Below are 17,489 nucleotides of genomic sequence, written 5' to 3'. Positions count from 1 at the left end.
AAACGAACGGGGAATTAACCTGATAGACACAAACTGATATTCTTAGGAGGAATTGTTATGACACAGCAATCAGTAGTAGTTAACGGCAAAAAGAATAACCTAATGGTAAGAGGATTAATTATCGGGGGAGTCATTGGGGCGGCGTTGGCCTTGATGGACAAGCAGACAAGGAAGTCAGTCAAAACGACGGCAGGCGGCCTCAAGGATTCTTCAGTGGGAATGATCTCACAGGTCAAGGAAAACCCGGGAGAAGTGAAAGAGCAGATGATGACCAGATTCAAAGCGGCTTCTGAATCCCTGAAGGATGCTATGTCTGAGGCCCAGAATCTTTATGAAATGGTCAATCGTGAAGTGTTCGGGAAAGTTTCAGATGTAAAAGATATCACGAATGATGCCGTTTCAATGGCTAAGCTTGCAACTGACGAAATCAAGGAGATCGGTTCTAAGGTAGCCGAAGCGGGACAGAAGCTGACAGGGGGAGAAGAAGGCTCTTCCGTAAGCGGCAGCCAGTCTTTTGGAGCTAATGGTGCCACTGGTTCCGGTTCCTACGGTTCATCCTCATTAAACGGAAACGGCACAGCTGGCAAGAGATCTTACGGATCAGGTTCATCTCCGTTACGATGATTCAAGTGAAAAAGGCAGCATTGCTGCCTTTTTTTGCTGTCTAAATAAACTTGTTTTTTGAAGAGGTATATAAGCAAATATAATGATTTAGCAAAGCTGTTTAGAGCGGAAGGAGGAAGTGCATCTTTTATGTCTAATTGCGGCTATTTATAAGAAAACTGTCAAACTGAATGAATCAGTATGAGGTCATCTGCTGGTAAAAATTAAAACGTGCTTTCAAGGTTCTATTCTGGTATAATGTTGATTCGTAAGAATTTAGTGTCATATTTACATTAATATCTTGCAAATATTATGTGATAGGTGGCAGATGAACCATGAGTCAAAAACCGTATAGAGTACTTTTGTACTACCAGTATGTAACTATTGAAAATCCTGAGGAATTTACGAATCAGCACAAACAGTTATGCCAGGAGCTCGGTCTTTTAGGCAGAATTTTGATCGCTTCCGAAGGAATTAACGGAACCGTTTCCGGAACAGTCGAACAGACTGACAAATACATGGAAGTCATGAAAAATGATCCGCGTTTTGCAACGATGGTTTTCAAAGTCGACGAAGCGGAAGGACATGCTTTCAGGAAGCTGAAAGTCCGCTGCAGGCCTGAACTGGTGACACTTCGTCTCGAGGACGATGTGAATCCGCTGGAAACAACCGGTGAATACTTAAGCCCGGCTGAGTTCCGCAAACGCCTTGAAGACGAGGATACTATCCTGCTGGACGCACGGAATGATTATGAATACGATTTAGGGCATTTTAGAGGTGCCATCAGGCCTGATATAGAAAACTTCCGCGACCTGCCAAACTGGGTCAGGGAAAATAAAGATATGCTTGAAGGCAAGAAAGTCATCACTTATTGTACTGGCGGAATCCGCTGTGAAAAATTCTCCGGCTGGCTGAAAAAAGAAGGCTTTGACGATGTCGCTCAGCTGCATGGCGGAATCGTGACATACGGTAAAGATCCAGAAGTCCAGGGCGAGCTTTGGGACGGACAGCTCTACGTCTTTGACGAAAGGATTGCCGTACCCGTCAATCAGAAGGAACATGTAGTGGTCGGCAGGGATTATTACACTGGCGAACCTTGTGAACGCTATGTGAACTGTGCCAATCCGGCCTGTAATAGAAAAATCCTGTGCTCTGAGGAAAACGAGCACAAGTATCTTCGCAGCTGTTCACATGAGTGCCGTGTAAACCCAAATAACCGTTATATCCCTGAGCATGGCCTCACTGAAGAACAAGTTCAGGAAAGATTGGCAGCAATTGGCGAAGATACCATCCCGGCCAGCTGACCTTCTAGAGGATGTCCCTAAAGTTAGGGGCATTCTCTTTTTTAATGGCTGTTTTCGGAAACATAAAGGGGACAGGCTGTGTCATCCTTTATCCGGCATCTATTGACATCCAGAAAAGGCTTGTGCCATAATCACTGTAAATGAATATGCATTACCTTTAAATTTAGTCCCGAGAGACTGACAAGGTAAGTAACTGGAGCCGCTGCGGGCGGTCATTCATGTGAAATTTATTTTTACATGATCTGTATGGTTACCCTTACGAGCGCAAGCTTCCTGTCTCTTCGGCCAGGAAGCTTTTTTTATGCGGTTTAAAGGCATCAATAAAAGCCAGGGGGAAAAAGGATGAAATTGTATCATGTGCTTGGAGCTAAACAATATGACCGTGTGTCGCTTGAAAATATTTTTGAAACTGCTGATAAAATGGAACGGATTGTTAAGAATGGCGGCAGTGATGTGTATGCCGGCAAAATAATGACAACCCTTTTTTTTGAGCCGAGCACGAGGACACGCCTTTCCTTTGAATCGGCAATCAGCCGGCTTGGCGGCAAGGTGATCGGTACAGAAAATGCCGGCCAGTTTTCTTCAGCAACCAAAGGGGAAACTCTTGAAGATACCATCAGGGTTGTATCTGAGTATTGCGATGTGATCGTACTGCGCCATACAGACATCGGTGCTGCAGAGCGGGCAGCCGCCGCTGCTTCCGTCCCGGTCATCAATGCAGGAGACGGGGGAGGGGAACACCCGACACAAGCTCTCCTGGATGTGTATACCATTAAGAAGGAATTGGGCACGCTTGACGATATCCATGTAGTCATGGTTGGTGATCTCAAATATGGCCGGACCGTCCACTCACTTGCTTATATGCTTGCGAATTTCAGAAATGTAAAAATTACATTCACGGCTCCGCCCAATGTTCAGATTCCTTCTTATGTTAAGGAATACCTGGACAGCAGGGGCGTTATATACCATGAGGAATCAGAGCTGAAAAAAGCGGCCGGGGAAGCGGATGTGATCTACCAGACACGCATCCAGAAAGAGCGGTTTGCGTCCCAGGAGGACTTTCAACAGGCAGATGGCAGGTATATCATCAATGATGATCTGATGGACTGCCTAAAGCCCGGCTGCATCATCCTCCACCCGCTGCCAAGGGCAGGGGAAATAGAGCAAAGTGTTGATAAAGACCCGAGGGCCGCTTATTTCCGGCAGGCAAAAAACGGCCTGTTTATCCGCATGGCCCTGCTGGAAAAAAGCTTCCAGTCCGCTGGCACTAAAGTATCTGAAACTCTCTATGTATAATGAAAAGCCGGATCATAAAAAAAGATCCGGCTTTCTTTTTGTTCTGCGGTTGTATTAGGAGGCTTTATTCCATGTTTTTTCATAACTCATGACGGGAAAGAGAATATTAAGAGAGGAATCAGAGAAAGAGGGATGAATTTGGCCAGAACTTTGCATTTATTGAAAAAAGGGAATAAATCGGCCTTAATAGCGGCAGTCGTCAATACAGTGATTGCGATCATAAAAGGGAGCGCTTATTTTTTTACCGGGAATGTTGCGATGTTTGCCGAGACGATGCACAGCCTCGGAGATGCTGCCAATCAGTACTTTGTGTATATTGGATCGGCCCTTAGTAAGAGGGCACCCAATGACCGTTTTCCAGGTGGTTTTGGCCGGCTGGTTCACCTGGTGCTGTTAGGAGCGGTGCTGATAGTCGGAATAATGGCTTTTGAGACAATCGTGGAAGGCTATCATCACATTATTCATCCGGCAGAATCGAGCGGCCTGTCCATCAATATCACGATCCTTGCAGCAGCCACATTACTGGAGGCTTTTGTCCTTTTTAAGGCTATGAAGGAAATCATTCATGATGCAGGGGTAAAGGCTGCAGGTTTTGGGATCATACCAGCCAGCATCGCTAACTTTAAAAAAGGGAAGCCGGCAACAAGGCTCGTTTTCATGGAAGATACAGTTGCAACGGCCGGCGGCCTCCTTGCCATACTGGCTGTACTGGCGGCCCATTATACTTCATTTGAAGAAGCGGAAGGCATTGCATCCATACTGATTGGATTAATGATGTTCTTCGTAGTCGGCAGGGTTTTCCTGGATAATGCCAGAGGTGTGCTTGGGGAGTCAGATGACGCGATGGAACAGAAAATCGGCGCGATGGTCATGAAGGATCCGGATGTAAAGGATGTAGGGGAAGTGACAGTCATAAAAGAAGGGGATGATCTTCATGTGGAACTGGAGATCGAAATCAGCCCCGAAATGACCTTTGCCCAGGCCGATGATATCAAAGACCGGATAGAGGAGAAAATCCTGGCCGAACGCGGTGTTACAGATGTAATCATTGAATTGGACGAGGATGACGGAGTGGATAATTGGACAGCCGTTTCAAAGGAAAAGGAGCGGTAGCAGGGGCATATTCCGGCTGCTCCGTAAATAGGCTTTATTAAAAGATATTTACGGAGGTCTTAAATGGAAGAAAAACACCTGCCTGCCATTACTGAGGAAATGGCAGCCCGCTATTATGATCTGTCTAAAAAGTCCAAGCTGATAGAGAAAGAAATGAATGATCTGAAGAAACAGTTTCATGCTTATTTTGATTATAATGCCGGATTAGAACAAAAAGGTGAGATTGAACTTGGCCCCTATAAACTGAGCCGGCAGATCAGGAAAACCGAAAATTATATTTCAGAAACAACAATTGAAAAACTGGAAAGTCTGAATCTGATCGATTGTATTGAAGTCATCCGAAAACCGAATTCGGAAAAAATCCGGTCGGCTATAACTCTCGGCTTTTTGGCTGAAAGCGATCTTGAGGATTGCATCGTAAAAAAAATTTCGTCGGCCATTACCATTAAGGAAACATAAAATAAAAGAGCCAGCTCGAAACCCGCCTTTCCACCTGCTGTATTCAGCCAGGAAGGGCAGGGAAGTAAGCTGGCTTGCATTTTTTTAATAATTCAATTAATTCTCATAATTTTATTGTTTAAAGCATTGAATTTTTTAGATTTAAGAGTAAAATAGTGGTTATTAGATTTTTCAGAATAAAACAGGAGGCGGAATAATGGCCAAACAAACAATCTCTATACAGCTAAGTTCAAGCAGGAAAGAAAAGCCTGAGGCGGATCAGCTTCAATTTGGCCGGGTATTCACTGACCATATGTTCACTATGGATTATTCAGACGATAAGGGGTGGCACGATCCTAAAATCATTCCTTATCAGCCTCTCGTTTTAGAACCGGCTTCCATGGTATTCCATTACGGCCAGTCTGTTTTTGAAGGCTTGAAGGCTTATTCAAGCCAGGGAAAGGTCCTTTTGTTCCGGCCTGAAAAGAACTTCCAAAGATTCAACGTGTCCAATGAAAGGCTGTGCATCCCGGATATCGACGAAGAATTTGTCCTTGATGCACTTGAGGAGTTAATCAGTATTGATTCTGACTGGGTTCCTGATGCAGAAGGAACATCCCTTTACATCCGGCCGTTCATTATATCTACCGAGCCATTCCTGGGCGTTGCCCCATCCCGGCATTTCAAATTCCTGATCATCCTGTCGCCGGTCGGCTCTTACTATACGGAAGGTATCAAACCGATAAAAATAAGCGTAGAAAGCAATTATGTTCGTGCGGTAAAAGGAGGAACCGGAACAGCCAAGACCGGGGGCAATTATGCGGCGAGCCTGAAGGCCCAGGAATCAGCCAATTCCAGGGGCTGTGCCCAGGTGCTCTGGCTTGATGGAGTTGAAAAGAAATATATTGAAGAAGTCGGCAGCATGAATGTATTTTTTAAAATAGGCGATACCGTGGTCACCCCAGAATTGAATGGGAGCATACTGGATGGTGTGACGAGGAATTCGGTCATCCAGCTTCTGCAGCACTGGGACATTCCTGTAGTCGAAAGGAAGGTATCTATGGAGGAGCTTTACGAGGCGTATAAAGACGGCACACTTGAGGAGGCATGGGGCACAGGGACAGCGGCAGTCATTTCCCCGGTCGGAGAGTTTGTGTGGGGGGAAGAGAGCCTTTCCATTAATAATGGTGAAACCGGACCGCTTTCAAAAAGAGTGTACGATACCTTAACAGGCATCCAGACTGGAACCGTTGAAGATCCATTCGGCTGGGTAAAGCAGATCCAAAAAGAGAAAACTTATGCATGAGCAAAAGGGGGCAGGCCAAATATGGCCTGCCTTTCCTATTTAAGCAAATCCCTGGCATAATAAATCTTTCCGCTTTCAATAGTTGGAGACGTCATTAAGGCGACTAGACATTCAGCTACTTCAGCCGGTTCTTTTAGCTGTCCGTTTTCTTTGTAAGCCTGGAAGTTCTCCACTTCATCGAAAAATTCCCGGCTTGCAGAACGGATGACTTCCTGCATTCCGGTATCCATGATCCCCGGACTGAAGGCATTCAGGTGATGCGTGAGCCCCTGGTTTGCCAGCTCCAATGCAGCGGTCTCAGTGAAAGAATTCAGCGCAGCCTTTGTACTGCCATAAATGCTCCAGCCGTGCACTGCCCTTTCGCCTGCGCCTGATGTAATATTCATCATGTTCAGCTTAACAGGCCGCTCTTTAGCTCCATGCAGGAGGGCATTTATTAAAAGGACAGGTGCTTCATAATTCAGTTTTAATGCGCTTGATACCTGCTCAGGAACTAAACTTCCCGCCGGCGCGATCGGCTTAACGGTGCCGGCATTATTGATGAGAAAAAGATTCTCATTTTCCAGGTGAAAAATCTCTTCAGCCAATGCACGTAATTCCCTGCCGTCTGTCTTGGAAAGGTCGAGCGGAAAATGATAATATGCTACATTCTCCCCTTCTGCGAGTTCTTTTAGAGTAAGATTCTCCTGCCTTGAAACGGAGGCAATGCCGATTCCCCTGTTTATGAATTCTCTTCCACAGGCCTCGCCAAGACCGCTCGATGTTCCTGTGATTAATGCGATTGCCATTGATTTCTCTCCCATCTCTTATTGTATTTCGGTCAGTCCATATTTGAATACGAAACTATATTCATATGGTAAACTATTCGTATAATAAATATATCACTTATAACTGAATTATTTAAATAGCAGGAGCGGATGAACATGGATCAAACTGGGCTTGTATTGGAAGGCGGAGGAATGCGGGGAGTTTACACAGCGGGAGTACTTCGCTATTTAATGGAAAACGATTTGTATTTTCCTTATATTATCGGTGTTTCTGCAGGCGCCTGCAATGGATCGTCCTATGTAGCCAGGCAGATGGACCGAAACCGAACCGTTAATATAGATTATATTACGCATCCCGAATACATTTCGGTGAAACGATATATGAAAAAAAGAGAATTATTTGGAATGGATTTTTTATTTGATACACTTCCGAACCAATTGGTTCCCTTTGATTATCAGGCATTCAATGGAGCTGGGGAGCAGTTTGTGGTAGGTACGACAGATGCCGTGACAGGAAATGCTGTCTATTACAACAAACTAGAACATGGGAAAGACATGCTGACGATTCTTCGTGCATCCAGCTCCCTGCCATGGATGGCGCCTGAAGTTCCATATGACGGCAGGATGCTTTTGGATGGAGGCATCGCCGACCCGATTCCGATCAAAAAATCAGAACGTGACGGCAATCACAGGAATGTGGTGGTCTTGACACGCAATAAAGGGTATCAAAAAGGTAAGCCTTCATTTGGCTGGCTTCTAAAAAAGAGATATCCCCACAAAATCGGCCTTATCCAGGCCATACTGGACAGGCATAGCCGCTATAACGAGACTCTCAGGTACCTCGATGAAAAAGAAGCAGCCGGGGAAGTATTCATCATCCGTCCGGAGGAGAAACTCGAGGTAGGCAGAGTGGAAAGAAATCCTGAAAAGCTTACAAAGCTTTATGATAAAGGCTATCGGGAAGCAGAAAAGAACTTTACGAGATTAAAAGATTTTTTGGGCAGCTGATGCCGCGGAGGCAGGTTATGAATCCATTTACTCGCAAGGCGCTTAAGATTTTAAGCAGTATACCGGAGGGCAGGGTCATGACCTACGGGCAGGCGGCGGCCTTGTCGGGAAGTCCGAGGGGGGCAAGGCAGATTGTCCGGATACTCCATTCTATGTCTGATAAGCATAATCTCCCCTGGCACCGGGTCATAAATGCCAGGGGAATGATCGCGATACAGGACAGGGAGACTGCCATCCTGCAGCGGGAACTCCTCCTGTCAGAGGGCATTCCCGTGAGCAGCGAAGGTTTCATTGATTTAGCGGTTTACCGGGCAGATGTCCATCCGGTAGAAGAAATGGGGGAAGAGCATGGATACTAAAGCAAGGCCGGTTATCCTTTTTGATGGAGTGTGCAATCTATGCAACGGTGCTGTTCAATTTATTATAAAAAGGGACAGAGATGCTGTTTTTTCATTTGCATCCCTGCAATCAGAAGCCGGCGTAAAATTGCTTAAAGAATATGGAGTGCCGGCTGATACCGATTCTTTCGTGCTAATAGACGGACCTGATTTTTATCTGCATTCGGATGCTGCCCTTCGTGTTGCTTCCAGGCTAAAGATGCCCTGGAAGTCAGCTGGCATCTTCTTTATACTTCCCAGGATTTTAAGAGACAGGGTATATAAGCTGATCGCCCGGAACCGCTATCGCTGGTTCGGAAGACAAAATGAATGCATGATTCCCAGACCCGAATGGAAAGAGCGGTTTCTTTAGGGAAACGGCAGGACACTGCTGCCGCTTGACCAGGAGTGATCAGGACTTAACATTTCTTTCAGATTCTTCACATTTACTGCCTCCCCTTTCCATTCTTTTCAGCCAATTAATTTATTAATATATGCCCATTTTTTGGATAATATTGTATAATTAATATACTGGAATACAGAAAAATAATTTGGGGATGGAGGAAAAAGGGTGAAGAAGGCTGTATTACTTTCCATTGCACCTATTTTTATTACAACCGTTTTATTAACAAAAAATTATTTTTTAGCTCCCTCAACAGTGAAAGCGGCTGTCTCAGAGCAAATTAATGAGAACAGCGGGCTTAAGGGTGAGCAGAAATATCAAATTATCTCAGTCCCCGATAGTCTCTATACACTAGTGATATTTAATATCCCGCACAAGATTTGGATCTTTAAGAAGCAAAGCTTACTTGGCAGGACCAGCTATGTCTTCAAAGATGCCTTTAACACATATGAATCCTCATTTAATAAAGAAAGCGCCGCCTTTGAAAATGGTAAACTCACCTATGGACTTGTTAACCTCCCTGAGGGGAAAACCGCATATGCAGCAGGTGAAAAATTAAACGTCTTTCCAATAGGGGAATATTTCTCGAAAAGCAAATATGCAAGAGATTATAAGGAAATCTATTTCTATTATCTGAGGTCTCCTGTAAAAGTAAAGAATGAATTCACGCCTTTAGAGAAAAAATAAATGCGCAGAAGCGGATTTTAGGAGAACGTTATGAACATCATCAAATTAGTATCAAACCATAAAAAGCCAATGAATCTTCTGCTGCTCGCCGATCCTTCAGAACGGTCTGTCAGAGATTACCTCAACCGTGGAGATTGCTATGCGATTCTGGGAGCGGGAGAGATTCTGGGGGTGTATGTCCTGCTTCCTACACGGCCTGAAACCGCAGAGCTTGTCAACATAGCTGTGGAAGAAAAATACCAGGGGAAGGGTATTGGCAGGAAGCTTGTTCTTCATGCGATCAGCGAAGCCCGTTCTAAAGGATTTAAAACGATTGAAATCGGAACCGGCAACTCCAGTGTCGGCCAGCTGGCTTTTTATCAAAAGTGCGGCTTTCGGATCATGGAAGTAGAATTTGATTTCTTCCTGCGTCATTATGAAGGTGAAATATACGAAAACGGCATCCGCTGCCGTGATATGATCCGTTTATCGATGGATTTATGAAAAACTGTTTTTAAAGAAAACAAACATGAGTTTTTTTCGCGCAGCCGATGTATGTAGAGGAACCTATACAAGAACAAAAAAACGCAAGTAAGGCGGTGGAGCGGAGAAAGGAATAACAGGAATGGCCGCAATAATGTTCATACCTGGCTGCTCGAAGTCTTATCATACAAGCAGCTCCGCCCCTTTCCCACCGAAAAAAGGCAGATACTATGGAATGGATTTTCTATGGTATCTGCCTTTTTGCTGATTTTGGTGAAATTAGAAAAAATTAAAGAAACTATAGCTTTGTCAGGGCACCTGCGACAAAGATGGCTTTTATGTTCATTGATATTGAAGCAATTCAGTTTTATCATTAATTATGTAATATGCCTAAAAGAAAGGGTGAACAATTTTGGCTCAAACAAACATAAAAGTAGCTGTACAGAAGTTTGGGAATTTTCTTAGTTCAATGGTTATGCCAAACATTTCAGCATTCATAGCATGGGGATTGATAACGGCCTTATTCATACCAACTGGCTTCATGCCAAATGAAAGCCTTGCCAAAATGGTCGGCCCCATGGTTACCTACCTGCTGCCGCTCCTGATCGGCTATACTGGCGGTAAACTGATAAACGACCACCGCGGCGGAGTTGTCGGTGCGATAGCCACAATGGGTGTGATTGCCGGGACTGACATTCCGATGTTCCTTGGCGCCATGGTAATGGGTCCGCTCGGCGGTTATATTATCAAGAAATTCGACCAGCTTTTTGAAGGAAAAGTCAAAGCCGGTTTTGAGATGCTGGTTAACAACTTTTCTGCCGGAATACTCGGAGGGCTTCTTGCCATCCTGTCATTCCTTGCCATCGGTCCTGCTGTCAGCACATTTACCGGCTGGCTCGTATCAGGTGTTGACTGGCTGGTCGGGACAGGACTTCTTCCGCTCACAAGTATCCTGATTGAGCCTGCGAAGGTACTGTTCCTGAACAATGCCATCAACCATGGAGTTCTTTCACCGATCGGAGTGGAACAGGTAAAAGAAACAGGTAAATCGGTTCTCTTCCTCCTGGAAGCCAACCCGGGACCTGGTATTGGTGTCCTGCTTGCCTATTGCATATTTGGGAAGGGCACGGCAAAGAGATCTGCTCCTGGTGCAGCCATCATTCATTTCTTCGGGGGAATACATGAAATCTACTTCCCTTATATCCTGATGAAGCCGATGCTGTTCCTCGCTGTCATCCTTGGCGGAATGAGCGGTGTATTCACACTTGTCCTGCTCGGCGGAGGCTTGTTTGCACCTTCTTCTCCAGGAAGCATCCTGGCGATTACTGCCGTGACACCGCATCATGCAAGTGCTTATCTTGCTAATTTCGCAGGTGTGCTTGTGGCAGCCATTGTATCTTTCATTGTTTCAGCCTTTGTTTTAAAAACAGGAAAACAGTCTGACGAGAACATTGAAGATGCTGCACGTAAAATGCAGGAAATGAAAGGCAAAAAAAGCTCTGTAGCTGATGTTTTTGCAGGTAAGCCGGGCAATCTGCCCCACACTCCGCAAAAAATCATCTTTGCCTGTGATGCTGGGATGGGTTCAAGTGCCATGGGTGCTTCCCTTCTCCGTAAAAAGGTGAAAGAGGCAGGTCTAGATATTGCAGTAACCAATACAGCTATCAGTAATCTTCCTTCCGATGCAGAAATCGTTATCACCCAGGAAGAACTTACACCAAGGGCCAAAAATAAAGTACCAAATGCGTACCATATATCGGTGGACAATTTCCTTTCGAGCCCTGAGTATGATCATTTGATCGGCAGGCTGAAAGACGAAGGCAGGAAAGGGCAGGAAGATATTGTCCAGGATGCCGAAGAAAATGTCTCAGGTCTGCGCGGGGATTCCACAGAGCCGGGGCTCGATAGTGCGGAAACGGCAGATGTTGCTGTACAAGACTCTGATGAGGACTTGCTTCGTGAAGAAAATGTATTCATGAACCAGAAGTTCGCTTCAAAAGAGGATGCTATCCGCTTCGCCGGACGTGCGCTAGTAAATGCCGGCTATGTCAAAGAAAGCTATGTCGAAGCGATGATTGCCCGCGATGAATTAACATCCACTTATATGGGCAATGATACAGCCATACCTCATGGAACAGAGGAGGCGAAGAAGGATGTGCTCAAGTCCGGATTCACCGTTCTCCAGGTGCCGGAAGGTGTAGACTTCGACGGCCAGAAAGCCCGGTTGATTTTCGGAATCGCCGGCAAGGACGGGACTCACCTTGAGATTCTTTCTGGAATTGCGGTCACTTGCTCTGATATGGAGAATATCGAAAAAATGGTTAACGCCCGCACTGCAAGGGAATTAATGGACATAATCAATGAAAATAAATAACCGTACAACGATAGAAAAGCGTCATGAGACGCTTTTCTATTCATTATTTCTGGAATACTAAACTCATCTGAAATGAGATGGTGAAGCATGCTGATCACGTCAAGGGAAAAATCGTTAATAGAAAGTATTATAAAAACTTCGGGAATGCTTACGCCCGTAAACCTGGCATCTCAACTTGGTGTCAGTGTCAGGACGATACAGCGGGATTTAAAGTCGGCAGAGAAGATCCTGAAGTCCTTTGACCTGCTGCTTACCAGAAACTCAGAAGAAGGATTGATTATAGAAGGCAAAAATGAGCAGATTTTCCGTCTGGTACAGAATCTAAGGGCCAGCCAGCCTGTCGATCAGCCGCCGCAGGAAAAAAAATTGAACCTGCTGCGATTGCTGCTGCAGCAATTTGATACATATAAGCTCCAGGCAGCGGCAGCCGAGCTTGGAATAAGCATCACCACCCTGTCTGCCTATCTGGATGAAATGGAAGGGTTCATGAAGGGGCACAACCTCCTCCTGACAAGGAAGAGAGGGGTGGGGATTGAACTGCATGGGAGTGAGACAGACAAGAGAAAGGCACTGGCCGCCTACTATCTGAGCCATTTCCATGAAGAACTGATTGAAGCCCTCTTCAGCCTTGAGCAGGGTGACTGCCGGAAAGAGAAAATTCTATATTATTTCGTGCCTGATTTTTTAAAGGAAATTGACAGGCAGGTAAGCACTAAAATCAACAGCGGGCCTTCACGCCTGGCAGACAGTGACTATACCGGTCTCATTATTCACACTTGCATATCCATGCAGCGCACAATGAGCGGCTACCCAATTGTGGAACGCAGCGGAACCACAGAAGATCTGCTCAATGAATTTTCTTTGATCGAAAAGATCTGCAGGGAGCTTGAAGCCGGTTTTCCGATAACATTTGCTGACGGAGACTTGATTTATCTTTCGGCGGTACTTAAGGGATCAAAGCTTCAGGAAGCTGGAGCGGTGCTGTTTGATTCGATCATCCTCAGCCAGAAGATCAAAAACGTGATCAAAGAAGTGTCTGAACAGCTGCATGTGGACCTTACCAAGGATTTTTCTCTTTTTCAGGGGTTGCTTGCACATATGGAGCCGGCCCTCTATCGTATGAAGCAGAACCTGGGAATATTTAATCCACTTACAGAAGAAATCAGGCAGAAATATCCTGTATTGTTCATGGCAGTCAAAAAAAGCGTTGAACACCAATTTCCTGAGCTTGAGGCTGTTTCTGAGGATGAGGCTGCTTTTATTGTACTCCACTTCGGTTCTAGTCTTGTGATGAGGGAGGAGGATGTGTCCATACATGCCCTGATTGTCTGCCCGACAGGCATCGGTACATCCAAAATGCTGGCAAGCCGTGTCAAAAAAGAAATTCAGGAAATACAAACAATTGATATAACGACGATTAGGGAAATCAGCCGCCCTGAAAATTTATCAGGCTATGATCTCATCATCTCTACTGTCAGGCTCCCATTCATGGGGCTGGATTATATCCTGGTTAATTCTCTGCTGAAGGAAGAGGACATTGCGGCAATCAGAGGCTATCTGCAGCGCAATGTAGAGAAGCTGACGAGAGGGAAGCACTATGAGCAAAATACGTTGAAAAGAGTTCCGGGTAACCTGCCCGCATCCCGCGGGATCCGAGAGATACTTCAAGATATAAAGGCTGTCCATAAAAGTGTCGATGATATTCTGACTAACTTCCGCTTCTACCGGGTAAGGGAAGAAAGAAGTCATGAGGAAATCATGGGGAATATGCTCGATGGTGCTTGGAAGGAGGGCCTCGTTGGAGATGTTCCGGGAGTGATGGATGCTCTGCGGGAGAGGGAGCAAAAAGGCGGGCTTGGTGTCCCTGAAACGGGGATGGGTCTTTTTCACTGCAGACATTCAAGTATAAAGTCGCTGATATTCCAAGTGTCACATCTTACCTCACCAGCGGAAATAAAAGGCATGGATGGAAACAGCATGAAAATGAGAAATTTGCTGCTAATGCTGGCACCAACCGAACTTTCCGAACGAGAGAAGGAAATCATCTCACTGATCAGCACAAGCTTAATAGAAAGCAGTGAAGCCATCTTGATTTTTTCTTCCTCAAGCGAAGAAAGCATACGCATCAGGCTAGAAGAGATTTTTCTCAACTATATAAACCATAACCTTATAAAGGAATGATGAATATGAAAACAGCTGTACATTTTGGTGCGGGAAATATCGGCCGGGGATTTATCGGCGCTTTATTTTCACAATCCGGATACCATGTGACTTTTGTCGATATAGCGGAAGATATTATTAACAGACTGAACGAAGACCGCAGCTATCAGGTGAGACTTGCGGCCCAACAACAGGAAACCCTCTATATCGAGCATGTTTCCGGGCTGAATAATATGACGCAGGAAGAAGAAGTCATCGAGGCCATTCGGACAGCAGAATACCTCACCACTGCCATAGGTCCGAATATCCTGCCGAGAATCGCTCCCCTTATTGCGAAAGGACTGGCCAGTCGGGTAAAAGACAATGATGGGAAGCTGTACATCATTGCCTGTGAAAATCAGATTTCAGCAACCGATTTATTGAAGGGATATATCCTGGAAAGTCTTGATTCAGAAACAAAAGAAATGCTTGAAGGCAGGATCTTTTTCTTTAACTCTGCCGTGGACCGTATTGTACCAATCCAGCATAATGAAAATCCGCTTGATGTCCTGGTGGAGCCTTATTATGAATGGGTTGTAGAGGCTAAAGAAAACATCCCGCATGTTGAGGGCATGAAAATTGTCCCTGACCTGGGACCTTTCATAGAAAGAAAGTTGTTTACAGTGAATACCGGGCATGCAGTCATCGCTTATCAGGGGTACCTGAACCGCAAGAATACAATTGACCAGACGCTTGATGATGAAAGGATCTCAGAAGAAGTTAAAAAGACTCTTGAAGAAACAGGCGCCTATCTGATTCATAGATACCAGCTGGATGACAGCGAGCATCAGCAGTACATTAATAAAATCATTAACCGTTTCAGAAACCCTTACCTTAATGACGATGTTACCAGAGTAGGGCGCTCCCCAATCCGGAAGCTTGGCGGAAATGACCGGCTTGTGAAACCAGCCTCGGAAGCAGAAAAAGCCGGCCTGTCCTTCACGTATTTGGCCAGGGCCATAGCGGCTGCACTGCTCTTTGATCACAGTGAGGACGAAGAAGCGGTTAAATTGCAGTCCCTTCTCTCTGAAAAAGGAATCGGAGGTACGCTTCAGGAAATCAGCGGCCTCGCCCCTGATAGTGCCATAACGAAAGAAGTGGAGAAGCAGTATCAGGAATTGAAAAAGTAACCCCGCAGCAAATGTGAACGGCAATGGAGTATGTATACAAAAAGCTTGAGGTTTGAAGACACCTCAAGCTTTTTGTTTTTCTTAAATGGACTCACAGCTTTTCCTGAAAACGATTCATAATTTCATTCAGCCTGTTTGCTGACCATTCAATGTCATACCCGGCCTTGCTGATATTCTAAAGATTGGAATTGAAAAGAAGATTCTTTCCATGGAAGATTTAAAAAGTAGATGATTCATACGTCTTTGTTCTGCTTCATTCCAGCAGCGACCCAGAAATAAAGGGATTGCTCGATGGCTTTAAAAGGACGGCGGTCCCGGAGACGGGAATGATGATTTCCACGTACAGAAAAAGATACGGATATAGATTCATTGATTAGCTATAAAGGAGGCCTTATCAGGGGGGCGAAGTTGAGTTCTAATATTAATGATGAAAGGAACAGAAAGGCAATGGAGCGTTCCAGAATAGGAACATACATACCAGTGATTTGAAGGCGGCGCTGCTGCCTTCTTTTTTTCGTCCTTCCGGCTCATTTTTCCATTTCGGGCATACAGCATCGCTGTCTTTGAATATACATTTCATATATGCCGTTCTGTTCTATGATAAGCGCCGCCCGGCAATCTTTATAGGGAATAGGCTTAAATGAAAATGATAGATGAACTACCAGGAGGGAGAGAGGCTGTTGAAAAAGCTGGTTTCGCCGGAAAAGGCAATTTCCCGCATCCGGGACGGAAGCAGAATCATGGTCGGCGGGTTCGGGCTGGTGGGCTGTCCGCTTACATTAATTGATTTCCTGGTTTCATCAGGAGTCAAGGACCTGGAAATTATCAGCAACAACCTTGGCGAGCCAGGCAGGGGACTGGGCCTCCTGGTGCGTGAGAACAGAATCCGGAAGGGAATTGGCTCATTTTTTACATCCAATCCCGAGGTTGCAGAAGCAAAGGCTGCCGGCAGGCTAGAAATAGAATTGGTGCCACAGGGTACTTTGTCCGAAGCGATCAGGGCGGGCGGGGCCGGAATACCTGCCTTTTTTACTCCTGTCGGGGCCGGGACGGATATCGCAGCAGGAAAGGAAGAAAGAAAATTTGGCAGCACGACTTGCATCCTTCAGGAAAGCTTCCGTGCGGATGTTGCTCTGGTTAAGGCTCACCGTGCGGATACCCTGGGAAATTTAATCTATTCCAAGTCGGCCCGCAACTTCAATCCCATTATGGCCACAGCTGCAGAGCTTGTAATTGCCGAGGTGGATGAAATCGTGGAGGCAGGGATCCTGCCGCCTGATGACATTGTGACTCCTCATTTGTTTGTTGATTTGATGGTATTGAGGGAAGGTGAAGGTTTGTGAATCCTAAGCAGCGGATTGCCTTACGGGCTGCCCGAGCCCTTAACGCAGGGGATGTGGTCAACCTCGGCATAGGCATTCCCACCTTAGTTGCTGACTTTATTGAGGAAGGAAAGGGCGTCTTTCTCCACTCCGAGAACGGAATTCTTGGGGTGGGTCCGACACCCATGCTGGGTTATGAAGATCGAGATCTTGTTAATGCGGGCAAACAGCCTGTCACAGTTGAAACAGGCGCATCGTTTTTTGACAGTGCTGCCTCCTTTGCCATGATCAGGGGCGGCCATATTGATGTTTCCATACTCGGTGTGCTCCAAGTGGATGAACTGGGCCGTGTCGCCAATTGGGCGGTCCCAGGCAAGACCGTGCTTGGCGTCGGCGGCGCCATGGACCTGCTGGAAGGATCGAGGAAGGTAGTCGTAACAACACTTCATACAACCGGTGCCGGAGAATCCAAAATCGTGAAAAAACTCCATTATCCAATTACCTCGCATCGGAAAGCAGACCTAATCATCACAGAACTAGCCGTGTTCCAGACAGACGATCAAGGACTCATTCTCATCGAAATGGCAGAAGGAATCACTCTCGAAGAAATAAAAACTAAAACCGAAGCAAGCTTCCGGATTGGGGAGGGGATTGTGGGGGACTGACCCAATCCCAGTTTATTTCACAAGAGAGGGGAGGA

Annotated in this window: 17 protein-coding genes; 16 read left to right on the top strand and 1 reads right to left on the bottom strand. The window is 45.7% G+C overall.

Annotated features, from left to right (window positions below; all coding sequences use genetic code 11):
* Positions 1-57 precede the first annotated feature (57 nt).
* The 6 genes from V1501_RS11540 (at position 58) to V1501_RS11515 (ending at position 6,060) form a co-directional block, all read left to right on the top strand.
* Positions 58-624 (top strand): YtxH domain-containing protein, encoded by a 567-nt coding sequence (locus V1501_RS11540; RefSeq protein ID WP_409288246.1) that lies wholly within the window; start codon positions 58-60, stop codon positions 622-624.
* Positions 625-938: 314 nt separating this feature from the next.
* Complete coding sequence (locus tag V1501_RS11535) at positions 939-1,907, top strand: rhodanese-related sulfurtransferase (protein WP_409288245.1); 969 nt, start codon at positions 939-941, stop codon at positions 1,905-1,907.
* A 342-nt stretch (positions 1,908-2,249) separates the two neighbouring features.
* A complete protein-coding gene (gene pyrB, locus V1501_RS11530; RefSeq protein ID WP_409288243.1) occupies positions 2,250-3,203 on the top strand; it encodes an aspartate carbamoyltransferase in 954 nt (317 codons plus the stop codon).
* 138 nt (positions 3,204-3,341) lie between these two features.
* Complete coding sequence (locus V1501_RS11525; protein WP_409288241.1) at positions 3,342-4,316, top strand: cation diffusion facilitator family transporter; 975 nt, start codon at positions 3,342-3,344, stop codon at positions 4,314-4,316.
* A gap of 63 nt (positions 4,317-4,379) precedes the next feature.
* On the top strand, positions 4,380-4,775 hold the full coding sequence (locus V1501_RS11520; protein WP_409288240.1) for a hypothetical protein: 396 nt from the start codon (positions 4,380-4,382) through the stop codon (positions 4,773-4,775).
* 196 nt (positions 4,776-4,971) lie between these two features.
* A complete protein-coding gene (locus V1501_RS11515) occupies positions 4,972-6,060 on the top strand; it encodes a branched-chain amino acid aminotransferase (RefSeq protein WP_409288238.1) in 1,089 nt (362 codons plus the stop codon).
* 35 nt (positions 6,061-6,095) lie between these two features.
* Here the strand turns inward: V1501_RS11515 and V1501_RS11510 are convergent, their stop codons facing one another.
* The gene (locus V1501_RS11510) at positions 6,096-6,848 is read right to left on the bottom strand and encodes an SDR family NAD(P)-dependent oxidoreductase (RefSeq protein WP_409288236.1); all 753 of its coding nucleotides are present in this window, start codon (positions 6,846-6,848) and stop codon (positions 6,096-6,098) included.
* 135 nt (positions 6,849-6,983) lie between these two features.
* Here V1501_RS11510 and V1501_RS11505 point away from each other — a divergent pair, with 135 nt between their 5' ends.
* The 10 genes from V1501_RS11505 (at position 6,984) to V1501_RS11460 (ending at position 17,454) form a co-directional block, all read left to right on the top strand.
* Positions 6,984-7,835 carry a patatin family protein gene (locus tag V1501_RS11505; protein WP_409288234.1) on the top strand — a complete coding sequence of 284 codons (852 nt, stop codon included), beginning with the start codon at positions 6,984-6,986 and terminating at the stop codon, positions 7,833-7,835.
* 17 nt (positions 7,836-7,852) lie between these two features.
* Positions 7,853-8,194, top strand: a complete 342-nt coding sequence (locus V1501_RS11500; protein WP_409288233.1) for an MGMT family protein — start codon at positions 7,853-7,855, stop codon at positions 8,192-8,194.
* Positions 8,184-8,585: a thiol-disulfide oxidoreductase DCC family protein gene (locus V1501_RS11495; protein WP_409288231.1), complete on the top strand. Its 402-nt coding sequence runs from the start codon at positions 8,184-8,186 to the stop codon at positions 8,583-8,585. The genes V1501_RS11500 and V1501_RS11495 overlap by 11 nt, the downstream gene beginning before the upstream one ends.
* Before the next feature lie 198 nt (positions 8,586-8,783).
* The gene (locus tag V1501_RS11490; protein ID WP_409288229.1) at positions 8,784-9,302 is read left to right on the top strand and encodes a hypothetical protein; all 519 of its coding nucleotides are present in this window, start codon (positions 8,784-8,786) and stop codon (positions 9,300-9,302) included.
* Between the two features lie 30 nt (positions 9,303-9,332).
* Entirely contained in the window at positions 9,333-9,785 is a 453-nt protein-coding gene (locus V1501_RS11485; protein WP_409288227.1) for a GNAT family N-acetyltransferase, read from the top strand.
* Between the two features lie 391 nt (positions 9,786-10,176).
* Complete coding sequence (locus tag V1501_RS11480) at positions 10,177-12,138, top strand: PTS mannitol transporter subunit IICBA (RefSeq protein ID WP_409288225.1); 1,962 nt, start codon at positions 10,177-10,179, stop codon at positions 12,136-12,138.
* An 87-nt stretch (positions 12,139-12,225) separates the two neighbouring features.
* A complete protein-coding gene (locus V1501_RS11475; RefSeq protein WP_409288224.1) occupies positions 12,226-14,319 on the top strand; it encodes a BglG family transcription antiterminator in 2,094 nt (697 codons plus the stop codon).
* 5 nt (positions 14,320-14,324) lie between these two features.
* Positions 14,325-15,467 (top strand): mannitol-1-phosphate 5-dehydrogenase, encoded by a 1,143-nt coding sequence (locus V1501_RS11470; RefSeq protein WP_409288222.1) that lies wholly within the window; start codon positions 14,325-14,327, stop codon positions 15,465-15,467.
* A gap of 680 nt (positions 15,468-16,147) precedes the next feature.
* On the top strand, positions 16,148-16,810 hold the full coding sequence (locus tag V1501_RS11465) for a CoA transferase subunit A (protein WP_409288220.1): 663 nt from the start codon (positions 16,148-16,150) through the stop codon (positions 16,808-16,810).
* Entirely contained in the window at positions 16,807-17,454 is a 648-nt protein-coding gene (locus V1501_RS11460; protein ID WP_409288219.1) for a 3-oxoacid CoA-transferase subunit B, read from the top strand. The genes V1501_RS11465 and V1501_RS11460 overlap by 4 nt, the downstream gene beginning before the upstream one ends.
* Positions 17,455-17,489: the final 35 nt, after the last annotated feature.

The sequence above is a fragment of the Paraperibacillus esterisolvens genome, from assembly GCF_046237625.1.
GTDB lineage: Bacteria > Bacillota > Bacilli > Bacillales > DSM-1321 > Paraperibacillus > Paraperibacillus esterisolvens.
The sequence above is the reverse complement of the archived record's forward strand: the minus strand, read 5'-3'. Positions and strand labels throughout refer to the sequence as shown.

Bases quoted from the DNA above. Each gene is read 5' to 3' on its own strand.
- V1501_RS11485 (WP_409288227.1), top strand. From the start codon at position 9,333: ATGAACATCATCAAATTAGTATCAAACCATAAAAAGCCAATGAATCTT.
- V1501_RS11475 (WP_409288224.1), top strand. From the start codon at position 12,226: ATGCTGATCACGTCAAGGGAAAAATCGTTAATAGAAAGTATTATAAAA.
- pyrB (WP_409288243.1), top strand. From the start codon at position 2,250: ATGAAATTGTATCATGTGCTTGGAGCTAAACAATATGACCGTGTGTCG.
- V1501_RS11540 (WP_409288246.1), top strand. From the start codon at position 58: ATGACACAGCAATCAGTAGTAGTTAACGGCAAAAAGAATAACCTAATG.
- V1501_RS11520 (WP_409288240.1), top strand. From the start codon at position 4,380: ATGGAAGAAAAACACCTGCCTGCCATTACTGAGGAAATGGCAGCCCGC.
- V1501_RS11510 (WP_409288236.1), bottom strand. From the start codon at position 6,848: ATGGCAATCGCATTAATCACAGGAACATCGAGCGGTCTTGGCGAGGCC.
- V1501_RS11495 (WP_409288231.1), top strand. From the start codon at position 8,184: ATGGATACTAAAGCAAGGCCGGTTATCCTTTTTGATGGAGTGTGCAAT.
- V1501_RS11500 (WP_409288233.1), top strand. From the start codon at position 7,853: ATGAATCCATTTACTCGCAAGGCGCTTAAGATTTTAAGCAGTATACCG.
- V1501_RS11505 (WP_409288234.1), top strand. From the start codon at position 6,984: ATGGATCAAACTGGGCTTGTATTGGAAGGCGGAGGAATGCGGGGAGTT.
- V1501_RS11535 (WP_409288245.1), top strand. From the start codon at position 939: ATGAGTCAAAAACCGTATAGAGTACTTTTGTACTACCAGTATGTAACT.
- V1501_RS11515 (WP_409288238.1), top strand. From the start codon at position 4,972: ATGGCCAAACAAACAATCTCTATACAGCTAAGTTCAAGCAGGAAAGAA.
- V1501_RS11470 (WP_409288222.1), top strand. From the start codon at position 14,325: ATGAAAACAGCTGTACATTTTGGTGCGGGAAATATCGGCCGGGGATTT.